17 protein-coding genes and 1 pseudogene are annotated in these 20335 nt (G+C 40.4%); 5 read left to right on the forward strand and 13 right to left on the reverse strand.

The features are described 5' to 3' along the window. Window positions 1–142: 142 nt before the first annotated feature. Window positions 143–1012 (reverse strand): MYG1 family protein, encoded by an 870-nt coding sequence (locus tag ACT3S9_RS10885; protein ID WP_441834658.1) that lies wholly within the window; start codon window positions 1010–1012, stop codon window positions 143–145. A 510-nt stretch (window positions 1013–1522) separates the two neighbouring features. On the opposite strand from ACT3S9_RS10885, the gene ACT3S9_RS10890 reads away from it, so the two are divergent. After that, on the forward strand, window positions 1523–2356 hold the full coding sequence (locus tag ACT3S9_RS10890) for a mechanosensitive ion channel family protein (RefSeq protein WP_441834659.1): 834 nt from the start codon (window positions 1523–1525) through the stop codon (window positions 2354–2356). A gap of 834 nt (window positions 2357–3190) precedes the next feature. On the opposite strand, the gene rplS is transcribed toward ACT3S9_RS10890, so the two are convergent. From rplS to ffh, 5 genes are all read right to left on the reverse strand, one after another. Beyond that, on the reverse strand, window positions 3191–3550 hold the full coding sequence (gene rplS / locus ACT3S9_RS10895; protein ID WP_441834266.1) for a 50S ribosomal protein L19: 360 nt from the start codon (window positions 3548–3550) through the stop codon (window positions 3191–3193). Window positions 3551–3583: 33 nt separating this feature from the next. Further along, window positions 3584–4351, reverse strand: coding sequence for a tRNA (guanosine(37)-N1)-methyltransferase TrmD (gene trmD, locus ACT3S9_RS10900; RefSeq protein WP_441834265.1), 768 nt, complete (start codon window positions 4349–4351; stop codon window positions 3584–3586). Further along, entirely contained in the window at window positions 4351–4887 is a 537-nt protein-coding gene (rimM, locus tag ACT3S9_RS10905) for a ribosome maturation factor RimM (protein WP_441834264.1), read from the reverse strand. The genes trmD and rimM overlap by 1 nt, the downstream gene beginning before the upstream one ends. 17 nt (window positions 4888–4904) lie before the next feature. Then, entirely contained in the window at window positions 4905–5153 is a 249-nt protein-coding gene (rpsP, locus tag ACT3S9_RS10910; protein WP_441834263.1) for a 30S ribosomal protein S16, read from the reverse strand. 258 nt (window positions 5154–5411) lie between these two features. Then, on the reverse strand, window positions 5412–6791 hold the full coding sequence (ffh, locus tag ACT3S9_RS10915; RefSeq protein ID WP_441834262.1) for a signal recognition particle protein: 1380 nt from the start codon (window positions 6789–6791) through the stop codon (window positions 5412–5414). A gap of 252 nt (window positions 6792–7043) precedes the next feature. Between ffh and ACT3S9_RS10920 the strand changes: the two genes are divergently transcribed. Further along, on the forward strand, window positions 7044–7850 hold the full coding sequence (locus ACT3S9_RS10920; protein WP_441834261.1) for a cytochrome C assembly family protein: 807 nt from the start codon (window positions 7044–7046) through the stop codon (window positions 7848–7850). Here ACT3S9_RS10920 and ACT3S9_RS10925 read toward each other — a convergent pair. Then, window positions 7847–7999 (reverse strand): hypothetical protein, encoded by a 153-nt coding sequence (locus ACT3S9_RS10925; protein ID WP_441834269.1) that lies wholly within the window; start codon window positions 7997–7999, stop codon window positions 7847–7849. The two genes, ACT3S9_RS10920 and ACT3S9_RS10925, sit on opposite strands and share 4 nt — an antisense overlap. Here ACT3S9_RS10925 and ACT3S9_RS10930 point away from each other — a divergent pair. After that, entirely contained in the window at window positions 7944–9182 is a 1239-nt protein-coding gene (locus ACT3S9_RS10930) for an HlyC/CorC family transporter (RefSeq protein ID WP_441834268.1), read from the forward strand. The two genes, ACT3S9_RS10925 and ACT3S9_RS10930, sit on opposite strands and share 56 nt — an antisense overlap. A 305-nt stretch (window positions 9183–9487) precedes the next feature. Here the strand turns inward: ACT3S9_RS10930 and ACT3S9_RS10935 are convergent, their stop codons facing one another. Next, entirely contained in the window at window positions 9488–10096 is a 609-nt protein-coding gene (locus ACT3S9_RS10935) for a transglycosylase SLT domain-containing protein (RefSeq protein WP_441834260.1), read from the reverse strand. A 157-nt stretch (window positions 10097–10253) separates the two neighbouring features. Then, window positions 10254–11831, reverse strand: coding sequence for a glutamate--cysteine ligase (gene gshA / locus ACT3S9_RS10940; protein WP_441834259.1), 1578 nt, complete (start codon window positions 11829–11831; stop codon window positions 10254–10256). A gap of 423 nt (window positions 11832–12254) precedes the next feature. Between gshA and ACT3S9_RS10945 the strand changes: the two are divergent. Beyond that, window positions 12255–12600 (forward strand): annotated as a pseudogene (locus ACT3S9_RS10945) (methyl-accepting chemotaxis protein); the annotation flags it as partial. Window positions 12601–12861: 261 nt separating this feature from the next. Here ACT3S9_RS10945 and clpB read toward each other — a convergent pair. The 3 genes from clpB to rluD all read right to left on the reverse strand — a co-directional run bounded on the left by clpB (window position 12862) and on the right by rluD (window position 17492). After that, a complete protein-coding gene (gene clpB / locus ACT3S9_RS10950; protein WP_441834258.1) occupies window positions 12862–15438 on the reverse strand; it encodes an ATP-dependent chaperone ClpB in 2577 nt (858 codons plus the stop codon). 330 nt (window positions 15439–15768) lie between these two features. After that, complete coding sequence (pgeF, locus tag ACT3S9_RS10955) at window positions 15769–16497, reverse strand: peptidoglycan editing factor PgeF (protein WP_441834257.1); 729 nt, start codon at window positions 16495–16497, stop codon at window positions 15769–15771. Between the two features lie 17 nt (window positions 16498–16514). Next, window positions 16515–17492 carry a 23S rRNA pseudouridine(1911/1915/1917) synthase RluD gene (gene rluD / locus ACT3S9_RS10960; RefSeq protein WP_441834256.1) on the reverse strand — a complete coding sequence of 326 codons (978 nt, stop codon included), beginning with the start codon at window positions 17490–17492 and terminating at the stop codon, window positions 16515–16517. Window positions 17493–17633: 141 nt separating this feature from the next. Between rluD and ACT3S9_RS10965 the strand changes: the two genes are divergently transcribed. Next, window positions 17634–18398, forward strand: coding sequence for an outer membrane protein assembly factor BamD (locus tag ACT3S9_RS10965; protein ID WP_441834255.1), 765 nt, complete (start codon window positions 17634–17636; stop codon window positions 18396–18398). A 107-nt stretch (window positions 18399–18505) separates the two neighbouring features. Here ACT3S9_RS10965 and ltrA read toward each other — a convergent pair whose 3' ends face one another. Then, window positions 18506–19780 carry a group II intron reverse transcriptase/maturase gene (gene ltrA / locus ACT3S9_RS10970; RefSeq protein ID WP_086960535.1) on the reverse strand — a complete coding sequence of 425 codons (1275 nt, stop codon included), beginning with the start codon at window positions 19778–19780 and terminating at the stop codon, window positions 18506–18508. Window positions 19781–20335: the final 555 nt, after the last annotated feature.

Here is a 20335-nt window from a genome sequence, read left to right on the forward strand (position 1 = left end):
AAGTATTAATTACAAAAAAGTAAACCTTATAATACAAATGATATTAACAGGATCAACGAGGTGATAAAAGGTTTAGAGAAAAATTAAAGGCCCAAGAAAATCTTGGGCCTTTATGCAAATTTAATCATTAAAACAGCTATAGTTATTTTTGCAGAGCGATTGAGGCCATTTTCATAATACTTTGAAAAGTTTCACTGCCTGCTATAAAACGCCCGTTATGACAAAACATCGCATCGTCAATTTCAGTCACAGCTTTAAATTCGTCGCCTGATAAGCCAGCCCACGCTTCTGGTAATGATTTTCTATCTTCAAATGAGCCTGGCTCTACAGGAACGGTTTGGATGATCCATTTACCAGAATGGGAAGGGTAGATCATATAAAGTGCTTCACGGGATAAATCGTGTACTGTTTTTTTCCATGGCGTATACTGTTCAAGTATAATCAGCCTTGGATCTTCAGCACTTTCAATTGCTTTAGCGACAATTTCTTTGGCATTCAACCCGCCACTTGCTGAGGCTATAAAACGTGATAAAACTCGCGATGCAAAAGCCACTGCTTCATGAAAACAGCGATCAAAATTACTTTCTTCTTGCCATGTTGGGTTAAACATCGAGATCGTTTGGCTCAAGCTAATGCCTGTCGGAACTCCGTCAACATAACCACAGTCAATAGCATCAATAGTCGAAACTAAACCATCATCAACAGCGTTAGCCACGTCTTGACTACCTTCGCATATTTCAAGACCATACTTTCGCCAAATTAAACCAAATGATGAATAAGGAGTTCCATTTTCTCTTGCCCCAGCTCCGCCGCGTTGGTGGTGATCAAAACGGCCTTTATCTGCATCATAGATACCACCTACGTCAATCACGATATCTGCGGCCTCTATTTGTTCTTCATCGCGGGTGCGAATAAGTTTAAAAGTAGGAATAATAATCTTCAGTGCTGCAATACTAAATACATCATCTGCGTGAAAGTTACCGTTATGGGTCACTACCGTAATCTCTGCCATTTAATTTATGTCACTTTTGAAAGGGATAAGAAGCTATGCGTGAATGATATCAATTTTATTAAAAAACGGGAAATTCGCTAATTTTACTTTCCCTAAAAAAATCAAAATGAGCTACAACCTGAGACTGCAATCCGTTCTATCTGCGTTAATAAGCCTACTCACATCGGTAGTCAATCACTTGGAATACATGCTCAATACCTATAAAGGTCTATAGACGCTCTTTCGTAACTTATTTTACTATTAACACCGAAAAACATACATCTTCTTTTAGCTGCTAATCTTCAAGTACTTTAATTATATTGTGGATTTACTTTAACTTTTTTGCTGTTCAACACAAAACTAAGCTTTCCAGTACAACCGCACTCTAAAGTTAGACTCAATGATACAGTTTTTTGGCAATCATTTGTCCCGTTCATCCAAGCCCAAACGCCTGAGCTAGTTGCATAGCAGTGCTTTCACGTTTATCCTTATACTATTCAAATAGTAACTAAAGTAAATAGGTGCCATATAATGGAAGAAATTTTAGGAACAGATGTAGATCCCTCGCAATTAATAGACAAAGCCATATCGCTAATTATGACTTATGCCCCTAAGTTGGTGCTCGCTATTATTACTTTAGTGGTTGGTTTATGGCTGATCAATCGCTTTGTTAACGTTTTAGACAGCAAGCTAGGCAAAAAAGATCCAACGCTAAACAAATTTTTATGTGGCTTAATTAGCGCAGTAATAAAAATCATGTTGCTTATTTCGGTTGCTTCAATGGTAGGTATTGAAACCACGTCGTTTATTGCCGTGATTGGTGCTGCAGGCCTCGCAATAGGTTTTGCACTGCAAGGAAGTTTAGCCAACTTCGCCGGTGGTGTGTTACTACTGATCTTCAAGCCTTTCAAAGTTGGCGATACTATTGAAGCCCAAGGCTTTTTGGGCGCTGTGATCGAAATCCAGATTTTATACACTGTAGTGGATACTTTCGACAACCGCCGCATTGTTATTCCAAACGGTAGCCTTTCTAATGCTACTTTAGTGAATGTTAGTATTTACGATAACCGTCGTTGCGATATGACTTTTGCGATTCATTATAACGACGATATAGATAAAGCGAAGGCTATTCTTCAACGTTTATGTGATGAAGATGAACGTTCTTTAAAAGATCCAGAGCCAAGAATCTGTGTTGCCGGTATTGGTGATCACTCTGTTAATTTGATGTTCCGCCCTTGGGTTGCAACCGATGATTTATGGCCGTACTACTGGGATATGCAAGAAAAGGTGAAAAAAGCTTTCGATAAAGAAGGTATTACGACTCCTTACCCACAACAAGGTCTGCATGTTTACAAATCTGAGTAAATTGCTGCCTTATATAACTACACATCATTAATGTTGTGCACTCAGGCTCACTAAGCTAAGGCTTAGAGCGGTGAGAGAGTAACAAGCACTCTTACCGCGAGCCTATCGAGACGCCAACTGATGCCCACACAAGTGAATTAGATAGCTTATTCCTTGACTCTTAGAGACCCTAAAAAGCAAACTATTCTCTTATGACATCTTCACTTAATTCGTTCACCTAACCAAATTTCACCCTTACTTTTAAGCATAGTAACTCTTTAGCTAATTATTATACTGTGGTTGTGAAAAGCATTTAAGATAACCCTGAGTTCATTTTATCTAGATTTAGTATTAGAGGCTATGGCTAGCTTAGTTTAGTTTTAGAAAATTTTGCATATAAAATGATGGAAGGATCTTTCATTAAACGTAGCTTTAATGCTATTTGTTAGGAATTTTTCTCTTTAGTTTGGTAATACGAACCCAAGCTCAAGCCGTAGTCTATTTTAATTCAGTAAAACTTAACAACAATAGTAATACGTTAGGTCTGCGCACTAAAATGCTTAACTAACCTTAGTAATGATAATTTCACTCCAGTTTAAACACATGAATATTTACAACACACTCATAGGTATAAACTCAGACGTTGTAGTTTTGTGCTGTAACGTACTGTATATGCATATACAAACAATAAAACTGTTATTTTAACCTTAACGTTTATTATTTTTAGATGTTTAATTTTAACATCTTACATCTTTGGTCTTTCATTTTATCTTTAAATTTTGGTCTTTTAAAACCAAAACGGGCTGCATCCCGAAGAATGCAACCCGTTTTATCTGCGTTGATAAACAGCGCGTATTAGTTAAGTTTTTCTCTAATACGTGCAGATTTACCAGAACGCTCACGTAGATAGTAAAGCTTAGCACGACGAACCGCACCGCGACGCTTAACTTTAACGCTATCAATAAGAGGGCTGTGCGTTTGGAATACACGCTCAACACCTTCACCGCTCGAGATTTTACGAACTGTGAATGCTGAGTGAAGACCACGATTACGCTTAGCGATTACAACACCTTCAAAGGCCTGTAGACGCTCTTTAGCACCTTCTTTTACTTTTACTTGTACTACTACAGTATCACCAGCACCGAATGCTGGTACGTCTGTTTTAAGCTGCTCTTCTTCAAGCGCTTTAATAATATTTTGGTTTACTTTTGCCATTATGTTTCTCACTTTCCTAGGTGTAACTGTCTTCTAGCCACAAGCTTGTTGGTACTCTTGCTGAAATTGCGCGAGTAATACCGCTTGCTCCTCAGTCAGAGCTAGGTTATGCAACAAGTTAGGACGGCGTAGCCAAGTTCTACCTAATGACTGCTTAAGCCGCCATTTAGCTATCTCTTGGTGGTTTCCACTGAGTAATACAGCAGGCACCTGTTTGTCGTCCAATGTTTCTGGCCGTGTATAGTGAGGACAATCTAGCAAGCCATCCGAAAATGAATCTTGCTCTGCTGATTGGTTATGACCTAATACACCCGGCACTAATCGCGCTACTGCGTCAATTAATGTCATGGCTGGTAGTTCACCGCCACTCAAAATAAAATCACCAATTGACCATTCTTCGTCAACATATGATTCTATTATTCTCTCATCTATACCTTCATATCGACCGGCAATTAAAATCAGATTTTTAGAGTTTGCGAGTTCGCTTGCTCCTTGCTGATCTAATTTGCGCCCTTGTGGGGACATATAAATTACTTTAGCACCATCGCCTGCAGCCTGCTTGGCTTCAACAATGGCTTGTTTCAATGGTTCAACCATCATTAACATACCCGGCCCACCCCCGTAAGGACGGTCATCTACGGTTCTGTGCTTATCAGTAGCATAGTCCCGAGGATTCCAGCAGTTAAAATCAATTAATCCATTTTTCACTGCGCGACCAGTAACGCCTTGGTTAGTAATAGCGTCAAACATGTCCGGGAAAAGGCTTATCACCCCAACCCACAACGAACTTGTTTGGCTCATTAAAAGCCAGGCTCCCAGTCTACGGTAATTTCTCTTGCATCATGCTTAACCTCTTTAATAACTGAATCAGTTAAAAAAGGAATTAAACGCTCAGCTTGCCCAAATGCATCTTTATTATTTGCTTTCACAACCAATACGTCATTTGAGCCTGTCTCCATCAGGTCATCAACTGTGCCTAAGTTATAACCTTTATCAGTTACAACCGACATGCCGATGAGATCTCGCCAATAAAACTCACCTTTCGGGAGTTCTGGTAATTGTGCAGCATCAACAGAAATTTCTGCGTGGGTATAAGCCACAGCTTCGTCTCTATCGTTTACTTGCGCAATTTTAGCGATAAAGCCCTTATTATGTCGACGCCAGTCGACCACTTCTAAGGTCTGCCATTTACCTTGCTGCCCTATCAACCACGGGCTGAAATCGAAGATCCTTTGGGGATCATCAGTAAATGAATGTACCTTAAGCCAGCCCTTTATACCATACGGGGCACCGAGCTTTCCTACGACAATTATTGATGAGGTGTTCTCTTGACTCATGGTTACACTTACGCCTATTAAGCCGCTTTACGAGCGTCTTTTACTAACTTACTTACGCGATCTGAAAGAGCTGCGCCTTGACTTACCCAGTGTTCAACACGAGGTAAATCTAAACGTACTTTTTCTTCTTGACCACTAGCAATTGGGTTAAAAAAGCCTACTTTCTCGATGAAGCGACCGTCACGCGAGAAACGGCTATCCGCAACCACAATTTGATAGAAAGGGCGTTTTTTAGCGCCACCACGTTGCAAACGAATAGTTACCATACCGTCCTCTAAATAGATTGACTGTTTTCATTAATAAGATTTACTCCCCAGAATGGGAAGCTGGGGAATTGTACGAGTTTTTAGCAACAATGCAAGTAAGAAGTGACTGAAAATGGGAGTTTAGTTGATTAAACTATGATCTACGCTTTAAATCAGAGTTTACAGCTCATTGAGCACATAATTTATCTATAAAAAAAGAGGCCTTTAACCTCTTTCTTTAACTAACCAGAAAAATAAATGAGCAAATTAAACCACAAACTAGAATTTTGGCCCGCCGCCACCCATCATACCCGGTGGTAAAGCGCCTTTCATTCCGCGCATCATTTTCATCATGCCGCCCTTACCTTTCATTTTTTTCATCATTTTTTGCATTTGCGTAAACTGTTTAAGCAACTTGTTTATCTCTTGCACTTGGGTACCAGAGCCTGCCGCTATGCGCTTTTTACGTGAGCCTTTAATAATTTCAGGGCGCGTACGTTCTTTTAATGTCATTGAGCTGATGATGGCTTCCATTTGAATAAATGTCTTATCGCCCATTTGGCCTTTTACTGCATCGGGTAAATTTGACATGCCCGGCATTTTATCAAGCATAGACATCATACCGCCCATATTCTTCATCTGCTTTAACTGCTCAGCAAAATCATCAAGGGTAAAACCATTACCTTTAAATACTTTTTCAGCCACTTTAGCAGCTTTATCTTTATCTACTTTCATTTCAACTTCTTCGATCAATGAAAGTACATCACCCATACCTAAAATACGTGAGGCAATACGGTCAGGGTGGAAAGGTTCAAGTGCATCAGTGCGCTCGCCAACCCCCATAAATTTAATTGGCTTACCTGTAATATGGCGTATAGATAAAGCTGCGCCACCGCGGGCGTCACCGTCAGTTTTAGTTAAAATTACACCACTGAGCGGTAATGCTTCATCAAATGCTTTAGCTGTATTTGCCGCATCTTGACCTGTCATGGCATCAACCACAAATAAGGTTTCGATTGGATTGATAGCACTGTGCAGGTCTTTAATCTCGTCCATCATGTCATTATCAACATGTAAACGACCTGCGGTATCAACTAGAACAACATCAATAAATTTCTTTTTCGCATGGCTAATTGCAGCAGTGGCAATATCCACCGGCTTTTGCGAAATATCACTTGGGAAAAACTCTACGTCAACTTCGGTTGCTAAGGTTTCAAGCTGCTTAATTGCCGCAGGACGGTAAACATCGGCACTGACTACCAGTACTGATTTCTTTTTTCGTTCTTTTAAAAACTTAGCCAGCTTACCCACACTGGTAGTTTTACCCGCACCTTGTAGACCCGCCATCATTACCACTGCTGGCGGTTGCGCGTTTAAGCTAAGTTCTTCATTAGCCTCACCCATGGCTTTTTCAAGTTCTTCACGGACAATTTTAATAAACACTTGTCCTGGGCTTAAGCTTTTGGTTACTTCAATACCGACGGCACGTTCTTTAACTTGCTTAACAAAATCACGAACAACAGGTAAAGCTACATCGGCTTCTAAAAAGGCCATGCGCACTTCACGCAGTGTATCTTTAATATTATCTTCAGTTAGGCGTCCGCGGCCGCTAATATTTTTTAAGGTTTTACCTAAGCGTTCTTGGAGATTCTCAAACATGTAAAAGTTCCGATAAACGAGTTATGCCAAGGCGCAAGCTATATAAGATTATCTATAAAAAATAACCACACCTATTAGCAGTATAAAAATTAAATTATTAGCAGTATAACGTAAATAACAGCAGACAATACAGTACTCAAATGCGCTGTTTGAGTTTCTTTTTACAAACTCTATGCATTTGCCTTGCTATAAAATACAATAAGGGCAATACGACAGGGATTTTTTTGACTCAACGTGAGCGACCAAAGCACTATGCTAATTATTAGTTTAACGATTATTGCTTGTTTATTTTATGTGTTAGCAACAACACATGTTTTATCGCGGCTTTTTCATAAACAAGGCCCAAGCCAAAAATTAACGGTTATTTTAAGCACCATTGCTATTTTGGCGCATATGTTGCTTTTAGTTAATTCGGTATTTCGCGCTGATGGGCAAGATTTAAGTATTGCTAATGTATCATTACTTACCTGCTGGGTTATTGTGCTATGCGTAACCACCGTTTCACTAAGATTCCCCGCCACCTTATTACTACCTGTTGTATATGGTTTTGCGGCCTTACTAACTTTTGCTAGTTTGTTTATTCCACACCATATTTTACTACAAAGTATTGATGTTGAAATCGGTTTAGTTGTGCATATATCGTTATCGCTATTGGCATTTTGTGTGTTGATCATCGCGACTTTATACGCAGTGCAATTTTACTTTATTGATAAACGCTTAAAGCGTAAAGATTTAGCCATCGTACATAGCCATTTACCACCTCTAATGGTGGTTGAACGCCAACTTTATCAACTATTAAATATCGGCACACTACTACTCTCTTTAGCGCTGCTCTCTGGTTTTGTATTTTTAGAAGGCATGTTTACGCAAGAGTTCATCCATAAAACGATTCTTTCAATCGTTGCTTGGATTATTTTCACCACAGTTGCGATTGGCCATTTAAAACTAGGCTGGCGTGGCAAACCGGTGGTGATCACCATAATGGTAGCTGCATTTATTCTAACACTGGCGTATTTTGGCAGTCGTTTTGTTCAAGAAGTAATACTGAATAAGTTTTAACTTGACTCGGCCACGACTCTACCGCTTAATACACCTTGGTTAAATAAATAAGGATCCCCTTTGGATAGCATATCTACGAGTGTTTTATTTGTAATTTTAGGAATACTCATACTTTGTTCGGCATACTTTTCAGGTTCTGAAACAGGCATTATGTCAATCAACAGAATTCGTTTGCGTCACCTTGCTAAAGAAAACCACCGCGCTGCAAAACGAGTTGATAAATTACTTAGCCGCCCTGACAGACTCATTGGTCTTATCCTAATCGGTAATAACTTAGTTAATATCGCCGCCGCACAAGTCGCGACAATTATAGGTATTCGTTTATATGGCGATTTAGGTATTGCCATTGCAACGGGTGCACTTACTTTAGTGGTGCTTATATTTGCAGAAGTTACCCCAAAAACATTAGCAGCCCTCTACCCTGAAAAAGTTGCCTTTCCAAGCTCAGTGATCCTCAAAGGCTTACTGAAAATAATGTTTCCATTTGTAGTTGTTACTAACTGGATGACCAACGGCATACTCAGGTTATTTGGTATTAGCGCAGAACAAATAGATGAGCACAGCATGAGTAAAGAAGAGCTGAAGACTGTACTCAATGAGTCAGGTGCGCTAATTCCTGCGCGTCACCAAAGCATGCTAACCTCTATTTTAGATTTAGAACAAGTCACCGTTGAAGACATTATGATCCCACGAAATGAGATTGTAGCGATTGACATCAACGATGATTGGAAGTTTATCAGTAAACAATTAACTCACGCTCAACATACCCGCGTACTTTTATATCGTGACCAAATTGACGACGCCGTTGGCTTTATTCACTCTCGTGATGCGCTACGCTTACTGACGAAAGAACAATTTGATAAACCATCACTACTGCGTGCAGTACGTGAGATTTACTTTATTCCTGAAGGAACCTCACTAAACACCCAACTTTTTAAATTCCAGCAATCTAAAGAACGTATAGGGCTTGTAGTAGATGAATATGGCGACATCCAAGGTTTAGTAACCCTTGAAGATATACTCGAAGAAGTCGTGGGTGATTTTACTACCACTCAAACTCGTACTCCAAGCGAAGAAGTAACCACTCAAGGAGATGGTTCATTCTTAGTCGATGGCGGTGCTAATGTCCGCGATCTAAACAAAGAAATGAATTGGGAATTTCCACTTGATGGCCCTAAAACACTCAGTGGTTTAATTGTTGAATATTTGGAAAACATTCCTGATGCCAACTTAAGCTTACGTATCGCAGGTTACCCAATAGAAGTTGTTGAAGTAAAAGAAAACATGATAAAGCTGGTACGTATTCAGCCAAAAACGAAAAAACATGAATAAAAAATAACAAAAGAGCAGCGCCCGCTGCTCTTTAATTACCACTGGTGTGGGGAAGTTCCGACCTTACATACCCCAAATCATACCCTAAATAATATAACCCTAGAATGCCTTAAACATAGTCTACTTTATTATCTCTAGACTATACGCGTGCTTATATTAGTCAGTTATATTGCATCACCTTTGATAAAGAAAACATCACCAGTTTATAAGGAGGTAATAGCTTAATAAGCAATACACGAGCATAAAAGCCATCCCACTAGAAACAAACCCGCGATGCGGGCTCGTTAAACTTCTAACATTTAAAATCAGCTAAACAAACGTTCAAACCAGTTTTTATCTAGTTCGTCTTCACAAGTTTTTAGCTGAGCGCCATAGCGGCTAGCTCGATGCTTCACTTTATTAGCGACACTCATTAGCCATTTTTTATTGCGATAAGTACCGCGTTTATAACCACTCCATCCTTCGTGATAATTAAGATATTGTGTATAAGCATCCCACTTTGAAATACCATTTACTTTATGGGTTTTATAAACAAACCATGCCATAAAGTCGATAGCATCATCAAAATCATCACGGTCAGCGCCATTATTGCCAGTTTCACGGATATAATCAGACCAAGTAGGTGTTTTAGCTTGTGAGTAACCATAGGCGTCGCTGGCTCGACCAATTGGAATGATCCACAAAAAATATTCCATAGGTGGTGCTGCATCGTGCCTAAATGAGCTTTCTTGGTACATCATACTCATTAGTACATGTTTAGGTGAACCCCATTTATCTTGTGCATCTCTGGCATCATAATACCAATCACTTTTTTCTTCAAAAATTTTACATAAATCATGAGGTTGCTTGGGTGGGGGCGTAGCGCAACCAGATAAAACAACCACCAGCGATAAAATAGTTAAAGTTTTTTTCATTTTCTTTGAATCTCACTGAACTTTTTCAAAATGGGGAGGTCTTATTTTATGAATGCAGTAGTATAGCATTGTTTCATCCCTGAAAAATATTTACGCAGCCGACTTGGCTGCGTTTTTTTATGCCTAAAGAAAAAAGTTAGTCATTTTATTGCTCATCTTAAACAGCTTTAAAGTAAGCGTCTAAAAATGCTGTAAATGTTTGCGTGTCTGCAGCTTTAACAGCTTGTTCGTCAATTTCGGACTGGCGTGCTTGCTCTGTCAAATATTGCTTAGAGTAAACATTATATGGACGCTTAAAATGGCTTTCTTTGTAACGCTCAGCAAGCGCTAAGGCAAAGTGACAGTTATCAATTCCAGATTCTTTAAGCTCACTCACATAGCGCCCAGAATAAGTTAGACTTGGAGAATTTATCCAATCGCTCATACCTTCAATAGTGCTTGAGTAAGTATCAACACCGTATGCTTTATCCATAAAAGTAGCAACTAGCCTTAGCTGGCTGAAAATATCTTGGCCCCAAGATTGCAAACTAACACTTTCACCAGAACGATTAAGCATAACACCCGCCTCACGGCCTTGGTTCACCACAGTATCTAAATTTTCAGTGCTGCGACTTTGAGAGTCCCATCCCATTTCCGGCGACTCTTTAAGTAGACAATAAGTCAAAAACACATCTAAAAAGTGAATTTGCTCAATATCAATACCTGTCTCACTAAATGGGTTTACATCTAACGCACGAATTTCAATGTACTCAATTCCACCGCGAAGCAGCGCATTTGTGGGTGTTTCACCATTTTTTGCATTGCGTTTAGGGCGGATCGGTGAGTAAAACTCATTTTCGATTTGTAGGATTTTTTTATTAAGCTGCTTAGGCTCACTGTGTTTATAATCATCTAGTTGACCATAAATATCAGACGGGGTATTAATAGCGCTTTTTAGCCCCGCAACATATTCATCTAACGAGTTATACATTACTTTAAGTGATGACTGTGCACTATTAGTATAGCCTAAATCACCTAAACGCAGCGCCGTACCCGTTTCAAGGTATAACGTGCCTTTACCTAACTTTTTAAACGGTAAGTCTGTAGCACGTCCTTGTAAAAAAGAGCCGCATAATGCGGGTGATGCACCAAACAAATAACTAATTAACCATAACTCACGCTTAAAATTTCGAAGTAACCCTAGATAACCTTGAGAGATAAAGCTTTGCAACTCGCTAGTATCACTTTTGATTTCTTGTAGTGCCTGCCAAAACGAATCAGGGAATGAAATATTAAAATGTACGCCTGCTATCGCTTGCATCATACTGCCATAGCGATTTTTAAGCCCTTTACGATATAGCGTTTTCATTTGACCAATATTTGAATCACCAAATTGCGCCAGCACAATATCGTCTTGATGTTCAATAAAACAAGGCATACTAATTGGCCACAGCAACTCATCACCCATATGTTCAAGAGTAAACTTTTGTAGATCTTCAAGTTGACTAAGCGTCTCTTTGGCTGAAGTACTTACAGGAGTTATAAATTCAAGTAACGACTCTGAAAAATCAGTGGTAATGTGGCCATTGGTTAATGCACATCCAACACCTTTCGGGTGTTCTTTTCCTGAAATAGCGCCACTTGGCTGAATTCTTAATGCTTCGCGTTCAATACCACGTTTAATACCTTTAATAGCATGTTGATATTGTTGTTGGCCTAATGCGTCAAGCGCTTTAGTTAAATCATGTGTTGTCAAAAAATGCTTCCTCGAGCCACGTGGCTTAATCCTTACTATATGGGGGCAAATTGATAATACTCAATACTAACTTGTTAAGATCGTAGCTTTTAGCCTATAAAATACTTACTTAACAAAAATACAGTGTTGATAATTAATCTTGCCATTGAAGTTAGTAATATACAATTGCTTTGTGTCATTGTTTTATTATCATTTACTTGGTGAAAGTAGACAGCTAAATCCCGAGTTCAAATTCAAAACGATTGTTCTAGAACATAAAAAATCAATTTTGCAGCACAAATAACCTATACTCAGCGAGAGCTACTTTATTTACTAAAGTACCAACTTTATACTCAATAAATAATACTAAAGCATAAAATTGAGGGCTACCAATGCGTCTTGGCTAAACCATTGTCGGTCAGCGGTTGTGTTTTTTAAAAGCATCAAGAGTTAGTCTCAACCACCGATTTACATGGTGTCGTCACTTATAAAAACAAAGATTTTTTCACTGTGGTTGGTTATAGTCTATATGATCTAGTCGGTAAAAATCATAATCTTGTGCCCCGCCCAGATAGGCCAAAAGCAACATTTAAAGAATTGTAGGAAAAGCTAAAAGCCGGCCACTCTTTGCTCGGCATGATAAAAAAACCGCTATAAAGATGACCGCGATTATTAGGTTAATGCCTTTATTACTGCAATATTTGAACATAGTCAATTGGTTGGTTATTAATCGGTCAAAACAAAAACTTCTGCTGATTTAAAAAACCGAGCACAACCCCTCTACAACAAAAACAAATTCTAAGCAGTGATATTGGCGACAACTTAAGTCGTATTAAATACCACAGTGATGAAAACTTAAACAAAACTTAAGCTTCAATGTTGCCAAAGAAGCCGCAGAACTTGTTGAAAATTCGCGCAAAGTGAATGACTTAATGTTGACGATTAAAGTTTGGGGAAAGTTGCAGGGTGATCAAACCGTGGACCTTATCACTTTTACAATACAACTAAAAAGGCCAGCAACGTTGCTGGCCTTTTAAATAACGGTTATAAATTAGCGCGAAGTAAACACCAGTCCGCTTTCATCACTATCAATAGTAATTGTTGCACCAGGGATATATTCGCCCCCTAATAGTTTTTGCGCGAGTGGGTTTTCAATCGTTTGTTGAATACCCCGCTTTAATGGCCTTGCCCCATAAACGGGATCAAAACCGCTAGCAGCAATGCGTTCAAGGGCTGCATCGGTCACCTCTAGCAAGTAACCTTTCTCAGTTAAGCGCTCTCGAAGTTTTTCTAGCTGAATATCGGCTATTTCTTTAATATGCTCATTAGCAAGTGGGTGAAACACAACGGTTTCATCAATACGGTTAATAAACTCTGGTCTAAACTCACTGACTAACACCCCCATCACTTTTTCTTTTAACGTGTCGTAATCATTACTACCGGCTTGATCCTGAATAATATCAGAACCTAGATTTGAGGTCATAATGATCACCGTATTTTTAAAATCAACAGTGCGGCCTTGACCATCGGTTAAGCGGCCATCATCAAGTACTTGCAATAAAATATTAAATACATCAGGGTGTGCTTTTTCAATTTCGTCGAGCAAAATAACGCTATAAGGACGACGACGAACCGCTTCGGTTAAATAACCGCCCTCTTCATAGCCCACATATCCCGGAGGTGCCCCCATAAGACGGGCCACCGAATGCTTTTCCATAAACTCTGACATATCGATACGCACCATGGCGCTCTCGGTATCAAACATATAATTTGCTAATGCTTTCGTAAGCTCGGTTTTTCCCACTCCCGTTGGCCCTAAAAACAAAAACGAGCCAATCGGACGATTAGGATCGGCAAGTCCTGCGCGCGAGCGACGTATTGCATTAGATACAGCCACCACGGCTTCGTCTTGACCAATCACTTTTTGGTGCAATGCACCTTCCATTTTCAATAATTTTTCGCGCTCACCCTGCAGCATTCGTGATACCGGAATACCTGTCCAACGCGAAAGAATTTCGGCTATTTCATCTTCACCTACTTGGTTTTTAAGTAAACTCATTTCTTGCACTTCAGCCTGTGAAGCTAGTTCAAGTTTGCGCTCAAGCTCAGGAATACGACCATATTGCAACTCAGACATCCGTTGTAAATCACTAGCACGACGAGCTACATCCAAATCAAGGCGTGCTTGCTCTAACTCACCTTTAATAACTTGTGTACCTTGAAGTGATGCTTTTTCTGCACTCCATACTTCGTCTAGTTCACGGTACTCAACGTCAAGCTCTGTGATCAGCTCTTGCATTTCAGCGCGGCGCTTTTGACTGGCTTCATCTTTTTCTTTGGCAAGGGCGTTATCTTCGAGTTTTAGCTGAATAATACGTCGCTCAAGTTTATCAAGTGACTCAGGTTTTGAATCAATTTGTAAACGAATAGAAGAGCCTGCCTCGTCTATTAAATCAATGGCTTTATCGGGCAATTGACGGTCGCTAATATAACGGTGCGATAGCTGCGCCGCAGCAACAATAGCTGGATCGGTGATATCAACAGAATGATGTAATTCATAGCGCTCTTTTAAGCCGCGTAGTATGGCAATAGTATCTTCAACAGAAGGCTCTTCAACTAATACTTTTTGAAAACGACGCTCAAGAGCAGCATCTTTTTCTATATACTTGCGATACTCATCTAATGTGGTTGCCCCCACACAATGCAGCTCACCACGGGCAAGGGCAGGCTTTAACATATTACCCGCATCCATAGCGCCGTCGCTTTTCCCTGCGCCGACCATGGTATGGATTTCATCAATAAACAAAATAACTTGGCCTTCTTCTTTTGCCAACTCATTAAGCACCGATTTTAAGCGCTCCTCAAACTCCCCTCGATACTTAGCACCAGCTAACAACGCCCCTAAATCAAGTGATAATACACGTTTATTTTTTAAACCTTCCGGCACTTCGCCATTAATAATACGTTGCGCTAGCCCTTCAGCAATAGCGGTTTTACCTACTCCAGGCTCACCAATAAGTACTGGATTATTTTTAGTGCGACGCTGTAGTACCTGGATGGTACGACGAATTTCATCATCTCGCCCTATTACCGGATCAAGCTTACCTTGCTCAGCACGTTCGGTTAAATCTACTGTAAATTTTTCAAGCGCTTGGCGTGTTTCTTCCGCATTTGGGTCGTCTACCTTTTGACCACCCCGAATAGCTTTAATTGCAGTTTCAACCTTCGTGACCGTTAAGTTAAGGGCGCGAAAAATGTTTCCCAATGGGCCTTTATCCTCACAAGCAGCTAGGACAAAAAGCTCGCTTGAAATATATTTATCTTTACGCTTTTGTGCATATTTATCAGATAAATTAATTAAAGACACCATATTGTTTGATAGCTGTACGTCACCGCCAACACCTTCAACTTTAGAAATTTTCTCGATTTCTTGAGATAACTTGGTGTTAAGTTCATCAGCACTGATACCTGCTTGCGCTAAAAGTGCGCGAACACTTGAGCCACTTTGCTGCAATAACGAATACATTAAATGCACAGGTTCAATAAATTGATGGTCACGACCAAGAGCTAACGACTGCGCATCAGAAAGCGCAGATTGAAATTTACTGGTAAATCTATCTAAACGCATGAGTGGATACCTAATAAAAAAACTAATTGTTTAATTAATGGGTATGTTTGTCGATTTGATCAAGTAACAAGCTGTAAATTAATTGCTAAAAGGTTAAGGTCTACTTATCTTCCCAGGCTAAGTTTGCAGCAGTTAGTTTGCTTGTTAGACAAAGCAGAACCTAAGGACGATTAACTCTTTAGTGCCTACATTGATTCAGGTAAGGGGCGAGCTCAGGACGCGATAGCTTTGCCCTATTTTTACTTAGTCCACTAGGATAAAATCTCGCGTCGCGATTAAGCCGTCCCTAAATAAACAAGTTTTAATCCTAAAAGGTCAACATGCCCAGGATTATTTACGCCATATCACAGAGGCCATCCGCCCTGTTTGACCATCTCGACGATAAGAGAAAAATAACTCAGACTGACTGACCGTACAATATTCACCACCAAAAACATCTTTAACTCCTAGTAAGTTAAGTTGCTGTTTAGCAATGCTATAAATATCGGCCAAAAACTTATCGTTAGGCTCAGCTATAAAAGCTGCTTGATGGCTGCTATGTTCAGCTTCAAAAATAGCTTTAACTTCACTACCGACTTCAAAATTCCCAGCACCAATTGCAGGGCCTAGCCAGGCAATTATATCGGCTCTTTCAACGCTAAATTGAGCAAGCGTATTATTAATAATGCCCGCCGATAACCCTCGCCAGCCACCATGAATCGCCGCTATTTCAGACCCACAACGCGTAGCAAGTAAAATAGGTAAACAATCAGCAGTCATAATAGCAAGCGGTTGATTTTTAACACGAGTAAATAACGCATCAGCATCGTACAGACAAGTTTTATCAAAATGTTTGTCGACGTTGATAACATCACCACTGTGCACTTGATTTAACCAAACAGGAAGTGCTGGCAACTGCGCAGTTAATACTGCACGATTACTGTTTACTGTGTTTGGGTTATCTCCCACATGTAAGCCTAAATTTAGACTCGCAAAAGGTGGCTGTGAGTCGCCACCTTTACGTGTTGTACTAAGCGCGCCAATATTCTGAGGAGCTGGCCATGTGGGCGTTAAGTTCATACCTGTAACAGTGCTCTTTAAAGCTCAATATCAGGGTTAGCTTTAGTGTCTTCACGTAGAGCCTGAGTCATAGCAACCATGTCATCGGGTATTGGGGCTTGCCACGTCATCATCTCACCGGTAATTGGGTGAGCAATACTTAACTTAACTGCGTGCAATGCTTGGCGAGTAAAATCACGTAACATTTGAAATAATTCTGGCGTTGCGCCTTTTGGTGGTCGTGGACGCCCGCCATAAGAGCGGTCACCAATTAATGGGTGATTGACAAAAGCCATGTGAACACGTATTTGGTGAGTCCGTCCTGTTTCTAGGCGTAAACGTAAACGTGTATGAGCACGAAACTTTTCGGCCACACGGTAGTGAGTTATCGCGGGCTTACCCTGCTCATGCACGGCCATGTGAGTACGCTGTGTAGGGTGACGCCCAATTGGCTTTTCAACCATACCGCCAGCAGTCATCGTGCCGTTACAAATAGCTTCGTATTCACGAGTGAAATTTTCACGCTTTTGCAACGCGTTTACTAAATGCGTTTGTGCTGGAATCGTTTTCGCAACCACCATTAAACCGGTAGTATCTTTATCTAAGCGATGTACAATTCCTGCGCGTGGCACATTAATAATTTCAGGAAAATGATGTAATAGTGCATTAAGCACAGTACCATCAGGATTTCCGGCACCAGGATGCACCACTAAGCCCATTGGCTTATTGATCACTAGAATATCATCGTCTTCATAAACGATGTTTAGTTTGATATCTTGTGCTTCATATTCACGCGGTGCTTCGATGGTGGTTTCAACATTAACTTGTTCACCACCAAACAGTTTTCCACGTGGAGTGTTGAAAATTTCGCCATTAACGGTGATTTTATCATCTAAAATCCATGTTTTTATGCGTGAACGAGAATAATCCGGGAACAATTGTGCCAATACTTGGTCTAGACGTTTACCGCCTAATTCAGTTGGAACCTCGGCTTGTAGAGAAATTTGCTCTGACATTAGTAACTTTACCCAATTTACCAGTGCAAGCTGTGCTCGACTGGGTTAGAATCGCTTTTAATAAAAGCATTATATAATATGTATAGTTTACTCGGTTTTACCCTATTGGCCTAGCCGAAGACATCGAAGGTAACAAATAAAATGATAAATAGAATAGGAAAACGTGCATTCGCCCTTGTTTTTACAATTTCATTACTTGGTTTAGGTGCTTGCTCATCAGCACCAGAGGAAGAAGAAATTCAACGTGTTCCTAATAAATCCGCACAAGCGCTTTATGAAGACGCTAAACAAACTCTTGATTCAGGTCTTTATGCCCGCGCTATTGAACTATTAACTGCTATTGATTCGCGTTACCCATTTGGCCCTATGTCAAAGCAAGTACAAATGGATTTAGTGTTTGCTCACTACCAAGCAGGTAATACCGAACGAGCACTTGCAACCATTGACCGCTTTTTGCGCTTAAACCCAAATCACAAAGACTTAGATTACATGTACTACATGCGCGGTTTAGTGAATATAAAAGCCGATAAAAATGCCTTTCAGGAATATTTTGGAGTTGATAGAGCCGATCGCGATGCAAATCGTACCCGCGTAGCGTTTACCGATTTATCAACGCTGGTAAAACGCTTCCCTAACAGTGGGTACGCACCAGAGGCAAAGAAACGTTTAGTATGGTTACTTAATAAAATGGCGCGCTATGAGTTAAAAGTAGCTAAGTATTACTACGAACGCGAAGCCTACCTAGCAGCCGCTAACCGTGGTAAGTACGTAGTTGAGCATTACTCACAAAGTAGCTACCTAGATCAAGCCCTAGCTATGATGGAAAAGAGCTACGACAAGCTTGGTCTATCAGAGCTAAGTGAGCATGCTAAAAGCACCCGAGAGCTCAACAAAAGAAATAAGTAAGTAAAAATAAACACATCGAGTAGGGTGAGGCTTATGCCTCATCCCTCTCACAGAACCGTACGTACGGACCTCGTATACGGCTCCTGTACCCTTCACATTTTATCAACTTATTTCCTAAACGCCGATAAAGCAAGCCATCCCGTATTCACTTTTTCTATTGGATATAAACCAAGCTCCTCAAACCATTGGTTTGGCATCGATACACAAGATAAAGGGCTTAGTGAGTTACGCCACGAGTTCATCTTAATGAACTTAAACGGTGGCTTTTTTCCTAACTGCTTTAGTCGTCGATGTAGCCTTGATGGCTTCTTCCACAACCTCAGCTGTATTGCCCTTAGTCTTCGTCTGATCCAACCTGCCAAGGCTTTTAGCTCTCGTTTACAATTGGCTATACTAAAATAATTTACAAAACCGCGCACAACTGGATTTAGCCGTTTTATTACTTCTGCTAAATTTATGCCGCCGTTACGTTTTGTTAATTGCTTCACTTTTTGTTTAAACCCGATGAGTTTTGATGCTTGTATCCGTGTCCACTGGCTACCTATCTCTACTCCCAAAAACTTCACTCCTTTGCTGCTATGAGCAATATGGGTTTTATTTTGGTTCACGGTTAATTTCAAGTCTCGCTCTAGTATCTGGGTGGATGCCTTAAGTGCTTCTTGCGCTGCTTTTTCTGTGCTGCACAAAATCAAGATATCATCTGCATACCTCACTATTCGGTGATTACGCTTTTTCATTTCTTGATCGAAAGCATCTAGGTAGATATTGGCCAATAACGGGCTAATTACGCCACCTTGTGGGCTTCCTATCGTACTAGCCTCCCAGTGTTCACCTATCATTACTCCGCTTTTTAAGAACTGATTAATCAGTTTTAAAATACTACCGTCCGTCACTTTGCGTCTAACACTCCTAATTATCAAAGCATGATCAAGCAGGTCAAAACACTTCGACAAATCCATGTCTACGACCCAGTCGCGATGGTATTTACGGATAAATACACTTGCTTTACTGATAGCGTCATGACAGCTTCGTTTCGGCCTATACCCATAACTCGATGGGTGAAAGTCGATGTCGAATATCGGTTGGAGTATGTTCAATAGTGTTTGTTGCACTATTCGGTCTCGAACTGCGGGGATACCTAGCATTCTGACACCGCCATCATCTTTGGGTATTTCCACCCGTTTGACAGGTTGTGCCCTATATTGCTTGGTTTGCAGCTCAAGTTGCAGTTGTTTTAAGTTTGCTTCTAAATTCAGGGCGAATGCGCCTACGGTCTGCCTATCTATTCCGGCCGCTCCTTTAGCTGCTTTCACTTTTTTGAATCCCTTGTACAGGTTATTAATGTCTAATAATTGTCCGTACAAGCTGTAGTAAACTGTCATTTTCTGCCTTTGCTTGCGGTATGTCTGCTCGTGTCACTCTACTTATCGCTGATTCTTCATGATGACATTAGGTGTGCTAGCCTTTTTTGGCAATCTGCCTAAGTGGTCAGTCATTACTCCATTGCTCGCCCTTCAATTCTCAGCGTCTACATTCCTGTTTGGCCGTCATATTTTGGCTATTTCCGTCGAAATACTTGTGAGCCGATAAACAAAAGTTCCCGTCTTTCATACGCTTAAAGAATACTTCCCCCCTTCGCAATCAATTAAAGCTTTTGGCTAAAGTTGACCCCATCAAACATAATGTTGATGGTCGGCTTGGTTTTCCCCTCCACACCATTACTGGCTTTCATCGGCCTAGCCTTACTCACTACTACGGGTTCATCTGCCACCTCACACCGACACTAAATCTTGGCTTTCACCTTGAATTTAGGCCACTTACTCTCATTAAGTTTAGATGCCAGGCTTCCCCAGTTACTGCACTGGCTCCCTGTTAGAAATCCCACCCTCAAGCACAGTATTGGTCTGACTAAGTATAGGGCGTTGCGCTATTTTGCA

This window comes from Pseudoalteromonas sp. AOP31-A2-14 (genome assembly GCF_052378035.1).
In the GTDB taxonomy this organism is placed as follows: Bacteria; Pseudomonadota; Gammaproteobacteria; order Enterobacterales; family Alteromonadaceae; genus Pseudoalteromonas.

Bases quoted from the DNA above. Each gene is read 5' to 3' on its own strand.
- ACT3S9_RS10885 (WP_441834658.1), bottom strand. From the start codon at position 1,012: ATGGCAGAGATTACGGTAGTGACCCATAACGGTAACTTTCACGCAGAT.
- ACT3S9_RS10890 (WP_441834659.1), top strand. From the start codon at position 1,523: ATGGAAGAAATTTTAGGAACAGATGTAGATCCCTCGCAATTAATAGAC.
- rplS (WP_441834266.1), bottom strand. From the start codon at position 3,550: ATGGCAAAAGTAAACCAAAATATTATTAAAGCGCTTGAAGAAGAGCAG.
- trmD (WP_441834265.1), bottom strand. From the start codon at position 4,351: ATGAGCCAAACAAGTTCGTTGTGGGTTGGGGTGATAAGCCTTTTCCCG.
- rimM (WP_441834264.1), bottom strand. From the start codon at position 4,887: ATGAGTCAAGAGAACACCTCATCAATAATTGTCGTAGGAAAGCTCGGT.
- rpsP (WP_441834263.1), bottom strand. From the start codon at position 5,153: ATGGTAACTATTCGTTTGCAACGTGGTGGCGCTAAAAAACGCCCTTTC.
- ffh (WP_441834262.1), bottom strand. From the start codon at position 6,791: ATGTTTGAGAATCTCCAAGAACGCTTAGGTAAAACCTTAAAAAATATT.
- ACT3S9_RS10920 (WP_441834261.1), top strand. From the start codon at position 7,044: ATGCTAATTATTAGTTTAACGATTATTGCTTGTTTATTTTATGTGTTA.
- ACT3S9_RS10925 (WP_441834269.1), bottom strand. From the start codon at position 7,999: ATGCCTGTTTCAGAACCTGAAAAGTATGCCGAACAAAGTATGAGTATT.
- ACT3S9_RS10935 (WP_441834260.1), bottom strand. From the start codon at position 10,096: ATGAAAAAAACTTTAACTATTTTATCGCTGGTGGTTGTTTTATCTGGT.
- clpB (WP_441834258.1), bottom strand. From the start codon at position 15,438: ATGCGTTTAGATAGATTTACCAGTAAATTTCAATCTGCGCTTTCTGAT.
- pgeF (WP_441834257.1), bottom strand. From the start codon at position 16,497: ATGAACTTAACGCCCACATGGCCAGCTCCTCAGAATATTGGCGCGCTT.
- rluD (WP_441834256.1), bottom strand. From the start codon at position 17,492: ATGTCAGAGCAAATTTCTCTACAAGCCGAGGTTCCAACTGAATTAGGC.
- ACT3S9_RS10965 (WP_441834255.1), top strand. From the start codon at position 17,634: ATGATAAATAGAATAGGAAAACGTGCATTCGCCCTTGTTTTTACAATT.
- ltrA (WP_086960535.1), bottom strand. From the start codon at position 19,780: ATGACAGTTTACTACAGCTTGTACGGACAATTATTAGACATTAATAAC.